Source organism: Bradyrhizobium sp. GCM10028915 (assembly GCF_042666195.1).
Classification (GTDB): Bacteria; Pseudomonadota; Alphaproteobacteria; order Rhizobiales; family Xanthobacteraceae; genus Bradyrhizobium; species Bradyrhizobium canariense_D.
The window spans coordinates 1,006,842-1,025,107 of sequence record NZ_JBHTFN010000044.1; the positions used below are offsets into that span (position 1 = coordinate 1,006,842).

At 65.1% G+C, this 18,266-nt stretch carries 16 protein-coding genes; 6 read left to right on the top strand and 10 right to left on the bottom strand.

The features are described from left to right. Positions 1–35: 35 nt before the first annotated feature. The 3 genes from ACFQX9_RS25030 to ACFQX9_RS25040 all read right to left on the bottom strand — a co-directional run bounded on the left by ACFQX9_RS25030 (position 36) and on the right by ACFQX9_RS25040 (position 4,758). On the bottom strand, positions 36–1,610 hold the full coding sequence (locus tag ACFQX9_RS25030) for an SPOR domain-containing protein (protein WP_247370417.1): 1,575 nt from the start codon (positions 1,608–1,610) through the stop codon (positions 36–38). Positions 1,611–1,749: 139 nt separating this feature from the next. Then, the gene (gene argS / locus ACFQX9_RS25035) at positions 1,750–3,540 is read right to left on the bottom strand and encodes an arginine--tRNA ligase (protein ID WP_377790981.1); all 1,791 of its coding nucleotides are present in this window, start codon (positions 3,538–3,540) and stop codon (positions 1,750–1,752) included. A gap of 9 nt (positions 3,541–3,549) precedes the next feature. Further along, positions 3,550–4,758, bottom strand: a complete 1,209-nt coding sequence (locus ACFQX9_RS25040) for a deoxyguanosinetriphosphate triphosphohydrolase (RefSeq protein ID WP_026233487.1) — start codon at positions 4,756–4,758, stop codon at positions 3,550–3,552. Positions 4,759–4,892: 134 nt separating this feature from the next. Here ACFQX9_RS25040 and erpA point away from each other — a divergent pair, with 134 nt between their 5' ends. Continuing rightward, entirely contained in the window at positions 4,893–5,222 is a 330-nt protein-coding gene (gene erpA / locus ACFQX9_RS25045; RefSeq protein WP_007610737.1) for an iron-sulfur cluster insertion protein ErpA, read from the top strand. 9 nt (positions 5,223–5,231) lie between these two features. On the opposite strand, the gene ACFQX9_RS25050 is transcribed toward erpA, so the two are convergent. Beyond that, positions 5,232–7,562 carry an ATP-binding protein gene (locus tag ACFQX9_RS25050; RefSeq protein WP_377790984.1) on the bottom strand — a complete coding sequence of 777 codons (2,331 nt, stop codon included), beginning with the start codon at positions 7,560–7,562 and terminating at the stop codon, positions 5,232–5,234. Positions 7,563–7,695: 133 nt separating this feature from the next. Here ACFQX9_RS25050 and xth point away from each other — a divergent pair, with 133 nt between their 5' ends. Continuing rightward, positions 7,696–8,493, top strand: a complete 798-nt coding sequence (gene xth, locus ACFQX9_RS25055) for an exodeoxyribonuclease III (protein ID WP_377790986.1) — start codon at positions 7,696–7,698, stop codon at positions 8,491–8,493. A gap of 15 nt (positions 8,494–8,508) precedes the next feature. Here the strand turns inward: xth and ACFQX9_RS25060 are convergent, their stop codons facing one another. Then, positions 8,509–9,330, bottom strand: coding sequence for a tetratricopeptide repeat protein (locus tag ACFQX9_RS25060; RefSeq protein WP_007590646.1), 822 nt, complete (start codon positions 9,328–9,330; stop codon positions 8,509–8,511). Then, positions 9,317–11,041, bottom strand: a complete 1,725-nt coding sequence (ilvD, locus tag ACFQX9_RS25065) for a dihydroxy-acid dehydratase (protein ID WP_377790987.1) — start codon at positions 11,039–11,041, stop codon at positions 9,317–9,319. Before ilvD ends, ACFQX9_RS25060 begins: the two co-directional genes overlap by 14 nt. A gap of 694 nt (positions 11,042–11,735) precedes the next feature. Here ilvD and ACFQX9_RS25070 point away from each other — a divergent pair. Continuing rightward, entirely contained in the window at positions 11,736–12,002 is a 267-nt protein-coding gene (locus ACFQX9_RS25070) for a hypothetical protein (protein WP_377790988.1), read from the top strand. Beyond that, entirely contained in the window at positions 12,002–12,223 is a 222-nt protein-coding gene (locus ACFQX9_RS25075; RefSeq protein ID WP_317246436.1) for a hypothetical protein, read from the top strand. The genes ACFQX9_RS25070 and ACFQX9_RS25075 overlap by 1 nt, the downstream gene beginning before the upstream one ends. A 26-nt stretch (positions 12,224–12,249) precedes the next feature. Here the strand turns inward: ACFQX9_RS25075 and ACFQX9_RS25080 are convergent, their stop codons facing one another. After that, positions 12,250–12,828: a hypothetical protein gene (locus tag ACFQX9_RS25080; protein ID WP_377790989.1), complete on the bottom strand. Its 579-nt coding sequence runs from the start codon at positions 12,826–12,828 to the stop codon at positions 12,250–12,252. Positions 12,829–13,027: 199 nt separating this feature from the next. Here ACFQX9_RS25080 and ACFQX9_RS25085 point away from each other — a divergent pair, with 199 nt between their 5' ends. Next, positions 13,028–13,201, top strand: a complete 174-nt coding sequence (locus ACFQX9_RS25085) for a hypothetical protein (RefSeq protein ID WP_018458042.1) — start codon at positions 13,028–13,030, stop codon at positions 13,199–13,201. Positions 13,202–13,352: 151 nt separating this feature from the next. Here ACFQX9_RS25085 and ACFQX9_RS25090 read toward each other — a convergent pair whose 3' ends face one another. From ACFQX9_RS25090 to ACFQX9_RS25100, 3 genes are all read right to left on the bottom strand, one after another. Continuing rightward, the gene (locus ACFQX9_RS25090; protein ID WP_085353209.1) at positions 13,353–13,565 is read right to left on the bottom strand and encodes a hypothetical protein; all 213 of its coding nucleotides are present in this window, start codon (positions 13,563–13,565) and stop codon (positions 13,353–13,355) included. A gap of 149 nt (positions 13,566–13,714) precedes the next feature. Next, complete coding sequence (locus tag ACFQX9_RS25095) at positions 13,715–13,891, bottom strand: hypothetical protein (RefSeq protein WP_018458044.1); 177 nt, start codon at positions 13,889–13,891, stop codon at positions 13,715–13,717. 105 nt (positions 13,892–13,996) lie between these two features. Next, the gene (locus ACFQX9_RS25100) at positions 13,997–15,733 is read right to left on the bottom strand and encodes an adenylate/guanylate cyclase domain-containing protein (RefSeq protein WP_018458045.1); all 1,737 of its coding nucleotides are present in this window, start codon (positions 15,731–15,733) and stop codon (positions 13,997–13,999) included. Between the two features lie 324 nt (positions 15,734–16,057). Here ACFQX9_RS25100 and ACFQX9_RS25105 point away from each other — a divergent pair, with 324 nt between their 5' ends. After that, entirely contained in the window at positions 16,058–18,247 is a 2,190-nt protein-coding gene (locus ACFQX9_RS25105) for a lytic transglycosylase domain-containing protein (protein WP_018458046.1), read from the top strand. Positions 18,248–18,266 lie beyond the last annotated feature (19 nt).

An 18,266-nucleotide genomic window follows, 5' to 3' on the forward strand; every position in this document is an offset into this window, starting at 1 on the left:
AACCCTGACCCGCGAGAGGGTCAAGGAAACGGCCGTTAATTCCTCTGGACGAAGCAGGCAGACAGGCCAGCGGATTTCAAACTGTTGCAGGCCTGGTTCGCCTCTTCGAGCGATCCGTACGGCCCAGCGAAGGCGCGGTAGACGATTCCCTTGCCCTTGTCGGTCAGGTCGACCCGCTTGACCACGGGTGCGCGGGAGCCAAGCACGCTGCCGTACTTGCTCTGAAGCACCCGGTAGGAGGCGTGGGCGCTATCCTCGGTCTGCTGCGAGGAGACCTGCACGACGTAGCCGCCGCCACCGCTGCTCGCGGGCGCAATTTGCGTCGGATTGGTCGCAGCCATCCGCTGCGGTGGCTCCGCGGCCGGCGCCGATTGCGGCGCCAGCGAGAGCGGCTGATTGGCACTGGCATTGGCCGAGGTCGGCGGCGTGCGTGGTGCAGCTGGTGCCGCAACGGGCTTCGGGAGAGCTGTCGGCTTCGCGGCCGTGGCCGCTTGCGACGCGGTGGCGTCGGTCTGATCGCCCTTCACGGCCACGGTCCTGATCGCGCGCGGCGAATTGTTCGGCAGCGTGCCGTTGCTCGGATTCGGGCCCGCACTCGACAGCGGAATGCTGGACGGCGACACGCTCGCGACTGGCGGCGGGTTCGCGTTCTGGTTCAGCGCCGGGAACACCACGCGGGGACCTCCCGCCTTGGCGTTGACGTCGACAGGCGCCTCCTCGCGCGGCACGATCTTCTCGGCTCCATCTCCGGTGACCATGCGGTCCGGTACCTTGGCTGAGGAGTCCGACGGCGCCGGCACGATTTTGGTCGGCGTGTTGTCGGCCTTGATGATCGGCGGCTCGCCGCTGCGGGGCGAGCCCACATAGGTCTTGTAAGCGAACGCAGCGCCGGTCCCGACCACGGCAAGGGCCAGGATCGCCGCGACGGTCATCATGCCGCCGCGCTGCTTCTTCGGCTCGTCGAGATCGGCCTCGGGATAGTCGCTCTGGAACGCGTAAGGATCGTCGGGATAGGCGGGATCGCGCTGATAGTCCTGCTCGCCCGCCTCCAGCCGTCCGTAGAGCGCCTCGTCGTAGCGCGCCGGATCGGGCTGCTGGTGGGCTTGCTCCTGGTAAGCCTGATCGGGCTGCTGATATGCCTGATCCTGATAGGCCTGCCCCTGATGGGTGCGAGCTTGATAGGCCTGATCCGGATAGGCCTGCGGCTGACGATAATCAGGTTCAGGCTCGGGCGCAGTCGGCTGGGCTGAATAACGATGCAGTGGATGAACCGGGTTTACGGAAGCGGGATGGGCAGGCTCAGCTGGCACCGTCTGCGGCTGCACATTGGCGCGCCGCATCCATGAGGGTGGCCCGGGCGGCGGCGGGGCCTGCTCGGCATAGTCCTGCTGGCCATCGTCCTGGCGATAGTCGTCGTCCTGATAGCTCTGGGCAGGCGCAGGTGCTGCAGGCGGGTGCACGCCCGGCCGCCCTTGCGCTGCGAACGGATCGGTCTGCCCGATCAGGCGGGCAAGTTCGGCCAAGGGATCACCGCTCTCCGCCCTCCCATGCTGATCGCCACCGCGATAGTCATCGGAAGGAAACGGTCTGTCCTGATATCGTTCGGCCATCGTGATGATGCGTCCCTTCGGGAAAGCCGCGCGCCCCTCGACCAAGGCGCGGCTTTCGACCCACAAGGCTTTCAACCAAGTCTAAGCGATCCGGCTTCTGCCGGTTACCCCCGAAATCCCTTAAGTAGTTCGCCCCAAACTACCGCATCTCGTCCGGAGCATGGACGCCGAGGATGGCGAGGCCCGATGCCAGGACAGAGACGACGCCCTGGACCATGGCCAGCCGCGCCTTCGTTAGATCTGCATCATTATTGATAATGAAGCGTAAATAGGGCAAATCGCGCCCCTTCGTCCAAAGTGCATGAAATTCGCTGGCTAAATCATAGAGATAGAAGGCAATTCGGTGCGGCTCGTGGGCGGTTGCGGCCGCTTCCAGCATGCGCGGAAATATTGCGAGCCGCTTAAGAAGGTCGAGTTCAGCCGGGTCCGACAGCCGTTCCACCGCCGACTCACCCAGCCAGGCGATGCGCTTTTCCGTTTCCTCCGGGAGTTCCGGGAACACCTCGGCCCGGGCGTTGCGGAAGATCGAGTGGCCGCGGGCGTGGCCGTACTGCACGTAGAACACCGGGTTGTCGCGCGACTGTTCCATGACCTTGGCGAGGTCGAAGTCGAGCACCGCGTCGTTCTTGCGGTAGAGCATCATGAAGCGGACGGCGTCCTGGCCGACTTCATCCACCACCTCACGCAAGGTGACGAAGTCCCCGCTCCGCTTGGACATTTTCACCGGCTCGCCGTTGCGCAGCAACTTCACCAGCTGGACGATCTTGACGTCGAGCGCCCCCTTGCCGGAGGTGGTCGCCTTCACCGCCGCCTGCATGCGCTTGATGTAGCCGCCATGGTCGGCGCCCCAGACGTCGATCATCTCCGCGAAACCACGATCGAACTTGTTCTTGTGGTAGGCGATGTCGGCGGCGAAGTAGGTGTAGGAATTATCCGACTTGATCAGCGGGCGATCGACGTCGTCGTCATAGTCGGTCGCCTTGAACAGCAACTGCTCGCGATCTTCCCAATCCTCGGTCGGAGCCCCCTTTGGGGGCGGCAGACGGCCCTGGTAGACGTCGCCCTTGGCGCGCAGGAAATCGATGGTCTCGGCGACCTTGTTGTTGCCGGCGTTCTGTAGCGAGCGCTCGGAGAAGAACACGTCGTGGCGGATGTTGAGCGCGGCGAGATCATCCTTGATCTCGTCCATCATCATCGCGATCGCCTTGGCGCGCACCGTCGGTAGCCACGCGCCCTCGCTCACGGCGAGGAGCTTGTCGCCGTGCTCCTGCGCCAGCGCCTGCCCGACCGGCTTCAGATAGTCGCCGGGATAGAGGCCTTCCGGCATCGCGCCGATGTCTTCGCCGAGCGCCTCGCGATACCGGAGGAACGCGGAGCGGGCGAGCACGTCGACCTGCGCGCCGGCGTCGTTGATGTAATATTCGCGCGTGACGTCACGGCCTGCGAATTCAAGCAGGCTCGCCAGCGCATCGCCGAACACGGCGCCGCGGCAATGGCCGACATGCATCGGTCCGGTGGGGTTGGCGGAGACATATTCGACGTTGACCTTGGAGCCGCCGCGGACGCGGCCGTAATCGGCGCCCTCGCGCAGCACGGTCCGTAGCGCCTCGGCCCATGCGGCCGGCTCCAGCGTCAGGTTGATGAAGCCTGGACCTGCGACGTCGACCTTGGCGATCAACGGGTCCGCGCGCAGCCGTTCGGCGATCTGCTCGGCGAGGTCGCGCGGCTTTGCCTTTGCCTCTTTCGCAAGCACCATCGCTGCGTTGGTCGCCATGTCGCCATGGGAAGCATCGCGCGGCGGCTCGACCACCACGCGCGAGAAATCGATGCCCTCGGGCCAGTTGGCTTCCGCCGCGAGCGCGCGGCAGACCGCGTGCACGCGTGCGAGCACGTCGGCGAACAGGTGCAGTGCTGAGGATGTGTCGGGCATGGGCGCCGCCTAACGCAAATCCGGGGTCGAGTCAAAGAGCCGCTGGTGCTCGGTCAGGGCGAAACGGTCGGTCATTCCGGCAATGAAATTCCCGATCCGGCGGGCCCGGTCGCCCTCATTGTCCGCCTCCGCCCCGACCAGCCATTCCGGCGGCAACTCGCCGGGCGAGGTGAGGTATTTTGCGAACAGGTCGAACAGGATCTGTTCCGCCTCGCCCATCACCCGCATGACCCGCTTGTGGCGGTACATGTGCTGATAGAGAAAGCGCTTGATGGCGGCCTCCTCCTCGGCGACCGCGGCGGGGAATGCGATCAATGCCCGGCTCTGCTGGCGCACGTCCTGTGCGGATTGCGGTTTCACGGCGGCAAGGTTTATCTGGGCCTCGGCGAACACGGCACCGATCAAGTGTGAGATCAGCTCGCGCACCAGCTCGGCGCCGCGCCTGACGTCTTCGAGATCGGGGTAATGCGCAGAAGTCTCGGCGATAATCTCCGCGGTCAGCGGCATCACCTTGAGGTCGTCGAGGTGAAACAGGCCGGCGCGCAGACCGTCGTCGATATCGTGGGCATCATAGGCGATGTCGTCCGCGATCGCGGCGACCTGTGCCTCCAGCGAGGCGAAACTCCACAATTCGAGATCATAGATCTTGATGTAGTCGGCGATGCCGACGGGAACGCCGCGCTCGCGATAACGCCCGGCCGGCGCACCGCTGCGATCGGTCAGCGGGCCGTTGTGCTTGACGATGCCCTCCAGCGCTTCCCAGGTCAGGTTGAGCCCGTCGAATTCGGGATAGCGCTGTTCCAGGGCCGCAACGACGCGGAGCGTCTGGGCGTTGTGATCGAAGCCGCCAAAATCCTTCAGGCAGGCGTCCAGCGCCCGCTCGCCGGCGTGCCCGAACGGCGGATGGCCGAGATCGTGGGCGAGCGCCAGGGTTTCCGTGAGGTCCTCGTCCAGCCCGAGCTGCCGGGCCAGCGCGCGGGCGATCTGCGCCACCTCCAGCGAATGGGTCAGCCGGGTGCGGTAGTGGTCGCCCTCGTGGAACACGAACACCTGGGTCTTGTATTTCAGCCGGCGGAACGCGGTGGAATGGATCACCCGGTCGCAATCCCGTCGAAACGGGCTGCGGGTCCGGCTTGGCGGTTCCGCGACCAATCGGCCGCGACTGCGCTCGGGATCGCAGGCATAGGGCGCGTGGGGGGCAGCCATTCCGACGGACACGGCGAATTTAGTCTCTATCCATTTGATTCTGCGTATGGTGGCACTTAACTATGCCGGACGCGGGATACCAACTGAATAGGGCACGTGACCTTCAGGTGACCTTGGTGTGACCGCGGGCCTATCGGAGACGAACGATGACGACTGACGTGACCATCAGTGACAAGGCCGCACGCCGGATTGGGGAGATCCTCAAGGGCGAAGGGTCTGGCGCGATGCTGCGGATCTCGGTCGAGGGCGGAGGCTGTTCCGGCTTCCAGTACAAGTTCGACATTGACCGTGCCCGCACTGACGACGATCTCGTGATCGAGCAGGACAATGCGGTGGTGCTGGTCGATTCCGCCTCGCAGCCGTTCCTGGCGGGGTCGCAGGTCGATTTCGTCGACGATCTGATCGGCGCCTCGTTCCGCGTCAACAATCCGAACGCCACGGCGTCCTGCGGCTGCGGGACCAGCTTCTCGATCTGACGTCGCCGGCTAGGCGCCGGTCATCTGCCTTTCCTCGTCCGTCCACTCCACGTCGACCGACATGAGCTCCGGCTGAAGTGGTGCGTCTCCCGCCATCACATGTCCATCGAGCGCGCGCAGCAGCGCCGCCAGCAGCGCGGGTTTGCGTAGCGGCTTGGCCAGGAAGTCCGACATGCCGGCCTCGCGGCAGATCTTGACGTCCTCGGGGAAGGCATTGGCGGTGAGCGCGATGATCGGCAAGGATTCGAATCGGCCACCTTGCGCACGGATCGCCCGGGTTGCGGCAAGGCCGTCCATGTCGGGCATCCGCACGTCCATCAGCACGATATCGTATTCGCCTTGGGACATGGCCGCGACGGCGTCAACACCGTCGGTCACGACGCGCAACTCGACATCGAAGGCGCCAAGCATCTTGCTCACGACCATGCGGTTGACGGCGTCGTCCTCGGCGACCAGCACCCTCAGCGGTCGGTCGAGACTCGCGATACGCGCCTTGAGGTCGTCGGCTTCGTCGCGGTCGGCAATGTAGTCGGATGCCTGCTCCTGGCTCCAGGGCAGCACCAGCGTGAAGCTGAATGTCGAGCCCTCGCCCGGCGTCGAGGTGACGCCGATGGTGCCGCCCATCTGTTCGATGATGCGCCGGGAGATCGCAAGCCCAAGCCCGGTCCCGCCGAAGCGGCGGCTGATCGAGGCGTCGGCCTGCGCGAAGTCGGAGAAGAGCTGGCCAAGCTTCTCGGGGGCGATGCCGATACCGCTGTCGGTCACGCTCCATTCGACGGTGGCGAGCAGATCGCGGCGGGCCTGACAGACGGCTGCGATCGTGACTTCGCCTTGGTCGGTGAACTTCACCGCGTTGGATGCGAGGTTGTGCAGGACCTGGCGGATACGCGCGACATCGCCGCGCAGCGTCGGCGGCAGGTTCGGATCGAGCTTGACCTTGACCGCGAGCCCCTTGCTCTTGGCACTCGCGCGCACGACGGTCGCCAATGTCTCTACCAGCGCCTGCGGCGCGAAGTCGATCACCTCGAATGCGAAGCGTCCGGCCTCGAGCTTGGAGAGGTCCAGGATGTCGTTGAGGATGCGCTGGAGATTGTCGCCGGACTCGCGGATCGTGGTGACGGCCTCGTGCTGCTCCGGATCGAGTTTTGTCTCCAGAAGCATGCTGGCAAGCCCGAGCACGCCGTTCATCGGCGTGCGGATCTCGTGGCTCATCACCGCGAGGAAATCCGATTTGGCGCGGCTCTCGGCCTCGGCCTTTTCCGCGCGCCAGCGCTCGGTCACGTCGCGGCCGAAGCCGCGATAGCCGAGGAATTGACCGTCGCGGTCGTAGGCCGGCTTCGCGGTGAGCGACCACAGCCGCGCCTCGCCGCCGGCGACGACCTTGAGGTTCATCTCGTGCAGCGGTTCGGCGTGCTCCATCAGGCCGACGACATTGTAGGCCGCGCTCTTGTCTTCGGGGCACAGCATGTCGAGCACGTCGGCGAAATGCGAGCCCTTCAGCAAGGCCAGTGGCAGCTGTGCGACCGCGGCGAAGCGCTCGGGCACGTCGACCAAATGCCCTTCGGCGTCGGTCTGCCACAGCCAGTCGCTGGCGTTCTCCTGAAAATCTTTCAGCAATAGTGAGATGATCTCGGTCTTGCGCTCGAGCTCAAGCTGGGCCTTGAGATTGCCAAGGAACAGATTGCCTTGCGAGACGATGTTGCGCGCCATGAAGAACGCGAACAGCAGCAGGAACACCGCGGTCACGAGGTAAGGCCCGGCGCCGCACAACAGCAACGCCCCGGCGCAGGCGATCGTGGTCGTCGCGAGATAGACGAGGCCCGCGCGCGGGAAGGTCGAGAGCGTGAAGGCACCGCCGGACATCATGCCGACCATCAGGCAGGCGAGAATGAGCTGGCTGGTCGGCTCGATTCGGCTGAAGAGCGCGACCGGCAGCGTGCCCCAGATTGCGGCGAGGAAAAACGCCTGCCGCAACATCTGCCGCACGGCACGGGGCGAGACTTCTTGCGCCGGGCTCTGGTGGGAGCGCCGCCACGCGCGCACCGCGAGCGAGGCGGCGGTCGCGAGGGTCATGCCCCAGATCGCGAGAAAGTCGTTCCAGCCACGCCCCCAGAACAAAATCAGCACAACGGCGACGTTGAGCATGGTGACGGCCATCGTCACCGGGATCAGGCGTATCACCGCGTCGATCTGCTTGGCACGGATGCGGCTCAGCTCGCGCTCGCTGAGACCGGCGGTCAGGCCGTCCTCGATCTCGTAGCCGCCGAGCCAGTACAGGAACGCGCCGATCAACCCGTCGCGGGGCTCGGTTCGCTTCATGGCTTTGTTCGGCCGTCCCATTCGAAAAACCTTTTCACGATCAATGGCCCAGGCCCGACTTAAGCCGGGTTAATTTTGTGGGAGATTTCGCAGCGTCCTTGACGGGCGCGTTTGCATTTTGTTCTAACCATGGCCCCTGCCCGGAGCCGCCAAGATGCCCATCAGAATAGCCACCTGGAACGTGAACTCGGTCCGGCAGCGCATCGATCTCCTCCTGACCTGGCTGAAGGAGTGCCAGCCGGACATCGTCTGCCTCCAGGAGATCAAATGCGTCGACGAGGCCTTCCCGCGGCTGGAGATCGAGGCGCTCGGCTACAACGTGGTCACCCACGGCCAGAAGACGTTCAACGGTGTCGCTCTGCTCTCGAAGCTCCGGTTCGACGAGACCAAGTCGGGGCTGGCCGGCGACGACGAGGACGCCCATGCTCGCTTCCTCGAAGGCGTGGTGACGCTCAAGTCCGGCGTGCTGCGCATCGCCTGCCTCTATCTGCCCAATGGCAATCCGGTCGGCACCGAGAAATATCCCTACAAGCTCAAATGGATGTCGCGGCTTCTTGAGTATTCGAAGGAGCGCCTCAAGACCGAGGAGCCGCTGATCCTCGCAGGCGACTTCAACGTCATCCCGCATGCCCGGGACGTCCATAATCCCGCCGCCTGGACCGAGGACGCCCTGTTCAAGGCCGAGACGCGGGAGAGTTTTCAGTCCCTGCTCGGCCTCGGCCTGACCGATGGGCTTCGGGCCGTCACCGACGAGCCCGGGCTCTACACTTTCTGGGACTACCAGGCCGGCGCCTGGCAGAAGAACCATGGCCTGCGGATCGACCACCTTCTGCTGTCGCCACAGGCCAGCGACCGGCTCGCCAATGTCGGCATCGACAGCTATGTGCGCAGCTGGGAGAAGCCGTCGGACCACGTGCCGGTGTGGGCGGATCTCGATCTTGAGGCGGCGTGAGGCCGCCTCAACCCATCACTCCCGTCGACCCTGCACCCATTGCTCCAGCATCTGCAGGCACATGGCGCGATCGTCGTCGGAGGCCTTTGCGAAGGCGCGGTTGTAGTTTTCCTTGATCCAGGTCTCGTCGCTGCCTGCGCTGTCGCGCGCCAGCGTCAGCCACATCAGGCCGCGGGCGGCCTGCCGCGGCAGGCGGTCGCCGTTGAACAGCATCTGGCCGAGCAGCGCCTGGGCCTCGTGCTGACCCTTCTGCGCGGCGAGCCCAAGCCAGCGCGCGCCGTAGCGGAAATCCTCGCGCGAAGCGTCCGGCGTCTTCAGGTACAGGCGGGCGAGATCGTATTGCGCATCCGCATTGCCGAAATAGGACGCGGCATAGGAAAACATCTCCCGCGCCCGCTCCTGGTCCGGCTTGACCTTCGAATTCGGGATGCCGCTGAGATAATAGCGGCCGAGCGCCACAAAGGCGTTGGCGACGATCTGCGCCTGCGGCGCGGACGGGCTGTCTTCGGCGTGCGCGTTGGCGATGCGGGTGAAATACTCGAACGCACGCACATCGTCCTGGGCGACGCCGTCGCCATTGGCGTACATGCGGCCGAGCTTCCACTGCGCGATGGGGTGGCCACCCTCCGCGGCATATTGCAGGGCGCTGAGCGAGGTTTCCTGGGGCACGACTGGCGGTACATTGCGCACCTTGCCTGCTGCGCCCGGCAAGGTCGTGACCACCGGGATGGTCGCATCCTTCTGGCTGACGGGTGCGCCGTCAAAGGCGAGCGCCGGCGCGGCCAGCGCAGTAGCCCCCAACACAAATGCAACGATGGTACGCCTAGATGTCCGCATAGCACTGTTTCTCGTGCGCGCCGCCCGGATGGGTCACTGCCCCACCGAGCGCTGGTCCAACCTGCTGAGCATATTTCCAGAGCGCGCCCGTCGTGTGGTTAGTCGCGCGAGCGGTCCATTTGGTCTTGCGTTTGGCAAGCTCCTGGTCGCTCAATTTTACGTTAAGGGTACCGGCGACCGCGTCGATTTCGATGATATCGCCGTCCTCCAGCAACCCGATCGGGCCGCCGATGGCGGCTTCCGGCCCGACATGGCCGATGCAGAAGCCGCGGGTGGCGCCGGAGAAGCGGCCGTCGGTGATGAGCGCGATCTTGCCGCCCATGCCCTGGCCGGTCAGCGCCGCGGTGGTCTGGAGCATTTCCCGCATGCCGGGACCGCCCTTCGGCCCCTCGTAGCGGATCACGATGACTTCGCCTTCGCGGTAGGTGCGCTTCTGGACGGCCTCGAAAGCATCCTCCTCACGGTCGAAGCACCTGGCCGGACCGGTGAACCTGAGGTTGGACATTCCCGCGACTTTCACGATCGCACCTTCTGGCGCCAGATTGCCCTTCAGACCGACCACACCGCCGGTGACGGTGATGGGCTTGTCTGCCGGGTGCACCACGTCCTGGTGCGGATTCCACTTCACGCTTTTGAGGTTTTCGGCGATCGTTCGACCGGTGACGGTCATGCAGTCACCGTGGAGAAATCCGTTGTCGAGCAGCGTCTTCATCAGAAGCGGTATGCCACCTACTTCAAACATGTCTTTGGCGACATAACGGCCGCCTGGCTTCAAATCCGCGACGTACGGTGTCTTTTTGAAGATTTCGGCGACGTCGAACAGGTCGAACTTGATGCCGCACTCGTGCGCGATTGCCGGCAGGTGCAGTGCAGCATTAGTCGAGCCACCGGACGCGGCGACCACGGCGGCGGCATTCTCCAGCGCCTTGAGGGTGACGATGTCGCGTGGCCGGATGTTTTGGGCGATCAGCTCCATGACCTGCTCGCCCGCGGTCATGCAGAAGGCGTCGCGAATTTCATAGGGTGCCGGAGCACCGGCCGAGTACGGCAAGGCCAGCCCGATCGCCTCGGAGACGGTCGCCATCGTGTTGGCGGTGAACTGCGCGCCGCAGGCACCCGCCGAGGGGCACGCCACGCGCTCGATCTCGTCGAGGTCCTCGTCCGACATTGCGCCGACCGAGTGCTTGCCGACGGCTTCGAACATGTCCTGCACGGTCACCTGCTGGCCCCGGAAATTGCCGGGCAGGATCGAGCCGCCATAGATGAAGATCGAGGGCACGTTGAGACGGACCATCGCCATCATCATGCCCGGCAGCGACTTGTCGCAGCCGGCCAGGCCAACGAGAGCGTCATAGGCGTGGCCGCGGATCGTCAGTTCGACGGAATCGGCGATGCATTCGCGCGACGGCAGCGAGGAGCGCATGCCGTCATGCCCCATCGCGATGCCGTCGGTCACGGTGATGGTGCAGAACTCGCGCGGCGTGCCGCCGGCGGCTGCGACGCCCTTCTTCACCGCCTGCGCCTGGCGCATCAGGGAGATGTTGCAGGGCGCGGCCTCGTTCCAGCACGAGGCGACGCCGACGAAGGGCTGGTGGATCTGGTCGGTGGTCAGACCCATGGCGTAGAGGTAGGAGCGATGGGGCGCGCGCGCAGGACCTTCCGTCACGTGACGGCTCGGCAGCCTCTGCTTGATGTTGCTCTTCGCGTCCATCGCAAACCAGTTTCCCCGGCCAACCCTTTCAGACCCGAAAAATCAGAGCCAAGACTTTAATCGACCTTTTGAATCGACCTTGGGGATTTCCGTCGTCTTCCAGGATCACCGCTGCCGCTAAAATATTCGAGTGATTTTATTCATGTTCGGGTGTGGCCAAAAAGCGGCGTCGATGCGAACGGACAGAGAAGATGGTTAAATCCGTGACGGGTGTTGCACGGACGGCACAATCGTGGCCGTGAGGACACGATCGAGCTTACTGCGATACCCCCGGCGGGAGGACAATCCACTTCAAGTTTCCGGTGCGTGCCTGCGTTGCAACTTCGGCGCGACCACGAGGCGCAGCCAAGGTGAGTCGGCGCCTTCATCTCCCCGCCTGTCCGGACGCGCTGCAAGGGCGCTGCGTCCAGGCCACAGATCGAAGTGTTGTGCACACTCTCTCCACATCGTCTTTGCGAGCGGAGCGACTTGTCCGCCGAAGCTTTAGCGAAGGCGGAAGCAATCCAGAATCCTCCGCGGAAAGACTCTGGATCGCTTCGCTGCGCTCGCAATGACGGAGCAAGGGGCAGCAATCGCCATCCGCCAATGCAGATTCAACTTGCAGACACGCTTCGCGTTCTCGCGGCTGATTCCGCCCGAGCTTTGCTTCGTCGCTTCACCCTCTTGTCCAAGAGGGCGCAGGGTACCCGCTGTCGTGCTCGCCAGCGTGGGCAGCCTGATCGCGGTGCTCGACCATGCGCACGGGCTGATGACGAAACTGTCCATCGCCGTCGTGGTCTGCGCCTGGGTCTGGATCGTCTGTCGATCGCGGACGCGCGGCTTGAAAATCCGATCGTCCGTGCTGGCTGCAATGTGCGCCGCGACCGTTCTGACCGCGACGGCCGCGCTGTGGCCGGTGATGGGGCCCGCCGTCTTCCACACCCTCGGTGTCGCCAAGAAGCCGAAGCCTCCGGCCGGCTGATGCACGCAATCACAATCTTCGGACTGCTGTCGGTCAGTGCGATGCTGCTGTTTTACGCGCTCGAGCCGCGCGGACCGCATTTCGTGCTGGCCTTCGCGGCAGCCTGCGCGCTCAGCGGGGTCTATGGCTTTCTCCAGGGCGCCTGGCCGTTCGGGTTTGTCGAGACGGTTTGGACAGCGGTCGCCTTGCAGCGCTGGGCAAAGGTCCGGTTATCGGCATGACCGGACTTCAGTGCCTTGGTTGGCGCTCAGGCGTTCCGCATCGCGCGCCCGAACGGATCGGCCAGACGGACGATCTCACAGGCGGCGACGAGGCCGGCGAGCCAGATGGCGCTGGTCAGCCCGATCCGGGTCACGATGGCGGCGGTGAAGGCGCCCTCGCCGCCCAGGACCGGCGTCGCGGCAAGCAGCGCGAACTCATAGACCGCGTAGGCGGCAACGAATGCAATCGCAAGCAGCAGCGGCGTGCGGCCTTGCGGCAGCCTACGGAGGACCGTCGATGCTGCTGCGGTCGATAGCAGCGCAGCAGCGCCGATGACGAAGCCCCAGGCGATAGTGCTGGGGTCGATCGGATAGTGCAGCGCGCCGAAGCCGATGCCCTGGTTCACCAGCCAGGCGCCCGTGACGACGAGCAGCGCCGGACGCAGCGGCAGCATGGCGGCGGCGACAACCGCGCAAGCCGCAAACAGCGTGGCACAGGCCAATGCAAAGCTTCCCAGCGCGCATGACACGATCAGCAGCGCGAAGCCGAACAGCGGCGCAAGGCGCACCGCGACCGGGTTAAGGCGGAAACGGTCGCCGAGGGGCGGCAGGATTGGACGGGGCATGGATGAACTCATGCCGACGATCCTAGCACATTTGCACCTGCTTGGATCACCTCCCGCGGCAGTTCCAACTGCCTCATCAGAGGTCCCGACGGATGGTGACGCGAGCCCTCTTGCCCTCAGCTGGCTGCGCTCGGCCTCTTCTCCTTAAACGGCGGGCTACGCTCGCCCTCTTGGGCGCTGGGCCTGAGCCCAGGCCGCGGTGACGTCGCGCGGCGGGACGTCGACGCGCCGGATCGGCGTCAACTCGCCGGAGGCGGAGATGATCGCGGTCTCCTCGCGGCGGCAGCGCGGGCAAACGAAGCGGACCTCGTTCGGCGAAGCCGACCAGCTCGAACGTCTTACATTGGCGGCCATCGGCCAGGCTGCGCAGTGAGAGCATGAGACCAGGAACCGACCGGGATCGAGCATACCCATTCCAAAGGACTCCGCGTCCTGCCATCCCTTCAATGATTGATCCATGTGAATCGTTCCGGTGCCAAAACACCGTCGAGACACCGTCGGCCCCGAACCAGGGGCGGAGCCGCTCAGCGGGCGCCCTTGAGCGTGCACGACGTGCTGCAGGTGACCGTGTTGCCGTGGTCGCACGCCTTGCAGGCGGCAACGCACTGGGTCATGTCGCGGGGATTGAAGGAGGTAAAGTTCCGCATCGCGCACACCGGGGTCGAGCCGGTGATCTCCTGCTCCTGGTTGCAGGCTGCCGTCATGAGTCCAAACATGATGACCGCAAGGAGGCGCATGGGATCGCCCTGTGAGGCACGACAAAACAATCTCGCGAGGCGCGCTGCACCGCAGCGGGCGCCGGCATTTCCACTGCGGAAAATCGCCGCAGGCGTCCCCGCATCTGCATTGAGGATGCGCGCCAAGTGTTAAGAACGGATTGCCGGCGTCAGGCCGCAGCTTGGCTCGCTATGGCCTGCCGCATGTCCACCGCCAGCTGGCGATACCGCTCCGAGAGCTTCAGATAAAACTCACGCTTGGTGCTGTCGGTGGCGAGCCTGGCGATCAGCTCGCATTCGGCGGTGAGCGTCTCGAACCGTTCGAGCCTGTTCTCAAGTTCTGTCATCGGCGTGTCCCCATCAAACGCCTCAAGGACACCAAACCTAAGCCCGGGAAATAGGTCACTGCGAACATCGTTATCGAGTAGAATCAATTTTTCCCGCGCGGCCGACTATTTCTGCTCCAACCGCCAGGCGCCGTCCCAGCCCTCGTCCGGCGGATGGGCCTCGAACCGCGTGATACGAGCAAGCATTGCCCGCGAGGGGCCGTCGCCTGGGACGGCTTCAAGTGCCGCGTTGAAGCCGGCGCGGGCCTCGTCGAAGCGGCGGGCGCGATAGGCGGCGAGGCCTTCGGCGTAGTGAGAACGCAGGCTCTCATGCGCGGCCGTGAGTGCGCCTGCCCGGCCCATCACCTCGAAGATCGTTTGCGGCGCGCTCTGGCCGGCGACCGCAAGACGGTCGACCTCGCGCAATCCGAGGTGCGAGCCGATCGCGTCCGCCGTCGCCTGCGAGATCAGGATACGGGTGCCATAGGTCTTGTTGACGGCCTCCAGTCGTGAGGCGAGGTTCACGGCGTCGCCCATCACGGTGAAGCTCATCATCAGCTCGGAGCCGATGCTGCCGGTCAGGACCTCGCCGGTGGCGATGCCGATCCGCAGATCGCAAAGCCCGGGCATGGCGCGGATGCCGAGCAGATCCGGCAATTGCTTCTGCAGCGCGGGCACCTGATCGGCCATTTCGATCGCAGCAAGGCCTGCGAGCAGCGCCGGCTCTTCCTCCTCGATGAAGGGAGGGCCCCAATAGGCCATGATGGCGTCGCCGATATATTTGTCGATGATGCCGCGGTTGCTCCTGATCGGACCGGACATGACGGTAAAATAGTGGTTCATCACCTTGACCAAGCCGCGCGGGGTCATGCCCTCGCTCATCGCGGTGAAGCCGCTCATGTCGCAGAACATGATGGTCATCACCCGGCGCTGGCCGTCGACGGCGACCTCCGGCCGGTCAATCAGCCCCTGCACCACCTTGGGATCGATGTAGCGGCCAAAGGTCTCGCGGATGCGCTCGTTCTGGCGCAATTGCTCGACCATGCGATTGAAGGCGGAGGCGAGTTCGCCAATCTCGTCCTGCGTCGAGACACTGATGGTCTTGTCGAAGCGGCCCGCCTCGACTTCGCGGGTGCCGGCCAGCAAGAGCCGGACCGGTCGCGTGATCCCGGTGGAGACCATGATCGCAAAGGCAAGTCCGACGATCGCCGCGAGGATGGTCACGATGCCCGAGACGATGATCGCCTGGCGCTGATGGCGGATCACCTGCGCGGTGCTCACGAACACCTGCGAGAGCATCTCGGCGCGGATCGCATCGATCCGCTGGGTGAAGAGATCGCGGAGCGCGTCCACATGGACGAGCACGTCGCGCGTGGCCGCAAAGTCCTTGGCATCGAGCAGCCGGAGCAGCTTGGCGTCCTCCTCGTCGAGTTCGCGGCGAAGCTCCTTGACTGCATTCTCGATGCGCGTCTCGATCCGGGCGAGTGCCGCGTTGTCCGACGGTGTGCTCTCATCGTCGATGATCGCGTTGATCAGCTTTCGCGCGGCTTCGGCCTCCTGCTCGACCTGGGCGTCCGTTTCCCTGAAGATCTTCAGCCGCGCCGCAAAGCCCTCCTCGTCCGGCGGCGTTTGCATTTTGGCGATCACCATGCGCCGCATCGCCAGCGCCCGCTCCAGCGAACGCACATTGGACCGCGCCAGGTGGCCGTAAGCCGGAATATACCGCGCGGTCAGCTCATCCAGAAGATGGCCGACGCGGCTGGACATCACCATCGACAGGATCGCGGTGACGACCATCAGGATGATGAGGCCGAGCGCAATCCCGACGATCTTGCGCCGGATCGACTGGTTGAAAATCGGCATGGGCGCGGGACAATGGGCTGAAGGGGAAAGGCTTTGGAACCCAATACAACGGATTTGCCGCCGGGAATACGCGCAATTTGGCCGCTTCGAGGCGTCCTGAACCGCCGCAACCGTCGCGCGAGCCGTATTCGTTAATGAAGGTTAAGAGACCCGCTCGCCCCGCCGTTGCACAGGTTCCCTGGCTCCATCCGTATTTCGCCGCATTGTTGGAACAGCTTCAGGATGCGAAACGACGTCGTGTCACCATTTTGACGCCGTTTTGATTCTCGAGCCGCATCTCGTCGCGGACTTTGGTTTGTACTGGTTTCGCAGGGGGACCACGGAATGAACCAGTGCCTACGCTCGCTCGCGTGTGTCGTTGCCGTGGCCGCTTTGGCCTTCATCCCTACAGAGCTGGCAGCGAAGAGCGGTCACAAATCGTCCGCGCCGAAGAAGACGCATGAGGCGAAAACCGGCAAGCAGCGCCACGCCTCCGCCGGCAAGGCGCGGCACGGCAAGCATGCCGAGGCCAAGCGCAAGTCGAAGAAGCAGGACGACGCGCCCTCGGACAAGCCGGCAGCCCCGCCGCTGACTGGCGATCTCGCCGCGCTGAAGGATGCCATCGATCTCGCGCGGAAGGGCAAGACCGAGGACGCCAGCGCGGCGCGCGACCGCATTGCCGACCCGGCCGGACAGAAACTCGCCGACTGGTTTATGCTGCGCCATTCCGAAAGCACGGCGAATTTCAAGCGCTACGCCGCCTTCCTCGCCGCCAATCCGGACTGGCCGAGCAGCGCGCTGCTCCGCCGCCGCGCCGAGGCGCGGCTGTGGCAGGAGAAGGCCAACGCGGCGACCGTGCACAAATTCACGATGGACCGGCCGACCAGCGCCAAGGGCAAGTTCGCGCTCGCCCGCGTGCTGATGACCGAGGGCGACAGCGACAGGGCCGCGCGTCTCGTGCGCGATGCCTGGCGCACGGACGAATTGTCCGAGCGCAGTGAGGAGGATTCCTACCAAGCGTTCCGCGATCTCCTGACCGCCGAGGATCATCGCGCCCGCATGGACAAGCGGCTCGGCGCCAAGGACTATGCGGGGGCGCGGCGCGCAGCCAAGCGGCTCGGCGAGGATGCGCTCGCGATCGTCAAGGCCTGCGCCGCAGTCACCGGCAAGGCCAGCAAGGCCAAGGATTACCTGGAGGACATTTCGGCCGAGGCGCGCCGCGACCTCGGCTATGTGCTGTGCCGCGCGCAATGGCATCTCCAGAATGACCGCATCGACGACGCGGCCGAGGTGATCCTGGCCGCCGCGCCCGATACGATGGCGGCGCAAGACACCGACGCCTGGTGGCGCGAGCGCCGCCTGCTCGCGCGAAAGCTGCTCGACCAGGGCAAGTTCAAAACCGCCTATGATTTGGTGCGCTCGGCAGCCGTGCCCGCGATGGAGGTCTATCGCGCCGACTATCACTTCATGTGCGGCTGGATCGCGCTGCGCTATCTCGATGATCCCAAGGCGGCGATGACGCATTTCGCCGCGATCGACGAAGGCTCCGCCAATCCGATCGCGCTGTCGCGCGCGCATTATTGGCGCGGCCGCGCGGCCGAGGCAATGAACGCACCGGCCGATGCGCGCCTGAGCTATCAGGCGGCGGCGCGCTATCCGACCGCCTATTACGGCCAGCTCGCCCGCGCCAGGCTCGGTCTCGACCGCATCGAGCTGCGTGCGCCCTCGCCCGTGCTGGCAGCAGTCGACGCGCCGCCCGCGGACGAGCGCGTGCGCGCCGCCGACATGCTCTACGGCGTCGGTGAGCGCGACATGGTGTTTTACTTCGCCGAGGATTTTGCCAAGGAGAGCACCGACGTCGCCGCACTCGAAGCGCTCGGCGAGCTCGCCGGCCGGCGCAACGATGCGCGCGTGATGCTGGAGGTCGGCAAGTCGGCGCTGGCGCGCGGGCTCGCGCTCGATCACTACGCCTTCCCGACCATCGGCATCCCTGAACATAAGCAGGTGGCGCCCGCGATCGATCCCAGCGTGATCTATTCGGTGGCGCGCACCGAAAGCTCGTTCGACCAGCGCGACAAATCGGCCGCCAACGCAGTCGGGCTGATGCAGGTGACGCCGGAAGCGGGCCGCGACACCGCAAAGCGCTTCGGCCTGACCTATGACTGGGACAAGATGGTCTCCGATCCCGTCTACAACACGCAGATGGGCGCGGCCGAGCTCAGTGCGCTCATGTCGGAATATCGCGGCAACCAGATCATGACCTTCGCCGGCTACAATGCCGGCCGGGGCCGCGTGCGCGAATGGGTGCAGGCGCGCGGCGACCCCAGGGATCCCAAGGTCGATCCGGTCGACTGGGTCGAGCGCATCCCGCTGTCGGAGACGCGCAACTACGTCCAGCGCGTGATCGAGAACGTGCTGGTCTATCGTGCGAGGTTTGAGGCCAGCAGCGTCGTCGCGGGGAAGTCCGAGCAGCGCGTTACGACGCCGAACAGGGGCGCGATGCCGACGGCATCGGCCGCAGCCGCCGCGCCCTAGCTTCGCGACGCCGGGGCTG

What these genes read in the sequence shown, in the direction of transcription:
- ACFQX9_RS25100 (WP_018458045.1), bottom strand. Translation starts at nt 15,733, where the DNA reads ATGCCGATTTTCAACCAGTCGATCCGGCGCAAGATCGTCGGGATTGCG.
- ACFQX9_RS25060 (WP_007590646.1), bottom strand. Translation starts at nt 9,330, where the DNA reads ATGCGGACATCTAGGCGTACCATCGTTGCATTTGTGTTGGGGGCTACT.
- argS (WP_377790981.1), bottom strand. Translation starts at nt 3,540, where the DNA reads ATGCCCGACACATCCTCAGCACTGCACCTGTTCGCCGACGTGCTCGCA.
- xth (WP_377790986.1), top strand. Translation starts at nt 7,696, where the DNA reads ATGCCCATCAGAATAGCCACCTGGAACGTGAACTCGGTCCGGCAGCGC.
- erpA (WP_007610737.1), top strand. Translation starts at nt 4,893, where the DNA reads ATGACGACTGACGTGACCATCAGTGACAAGGCCGCACGCCGGATTGGG.
- ACFQX9_RS25050 (WP_377790984.1), bottom strand. Translation starts at nt 7,562, where the DNA reads ATGGGACGGCCGAACAAAGCCATGAAGCGAACCGAGCCCCGCGACGGG.
- ACFQX9_RS25095 (WP_018458044.1), bottom strand. Translation starts at nt 13,891, where the DNA reads ATGACAGAACTTGAGAACAGGCTCGAACGGTTCGAGACGCTCACCGCC.
- ACFQX9_RS25105 (WP_018458046.1), top strand. Translation starts at nt 16,058, where the DNA reads ATGAACCAGTGCCTACGCTCGCTCGCGTGTGTCGTTGCCGTGGCCGCT.
- ACFQX9_RS25075 (WP_317246436.1), top strand. Translation starts at nt 12,002, where the DNA reads ATGCACGCAATCACAATCTTCGGACTGCTGTCGGTCAGTGCGATGCTG.
- ACFQX9_RS25030 (WP_247370417.1), bottom strand. Translation starts at nt 1,610, where the DNA reads ATGGCCGAACGATATCAGGACAGACCGTTTCCTTCCGATGACTATCGC.
- ACFQX9_RS25080 (WP_377790989.1), bottom strand. Translation starts at nt 12,828, where the DNA reads ATGCCCCGTCCAATCCTGCCGCCCCTCGGCGACCGTTTCCGCCTTAAC.
- ilvD (WP_377790987.1), bottom strand. Translation starts at nt 11,041, where the DNA reads ATGGACGCGAAGAGCAACATCAAGCAGAGGCTGCCGAGCCGTCACGTG.
- ACFQX9_RS25090 (WP_085353209.1), bottom strand. Translation starts at nt 13,565, where the DNA reads ATGCGCCTCCTTGCGGTCATCATGTTTGGACTCATGACGGCAGCCTGC.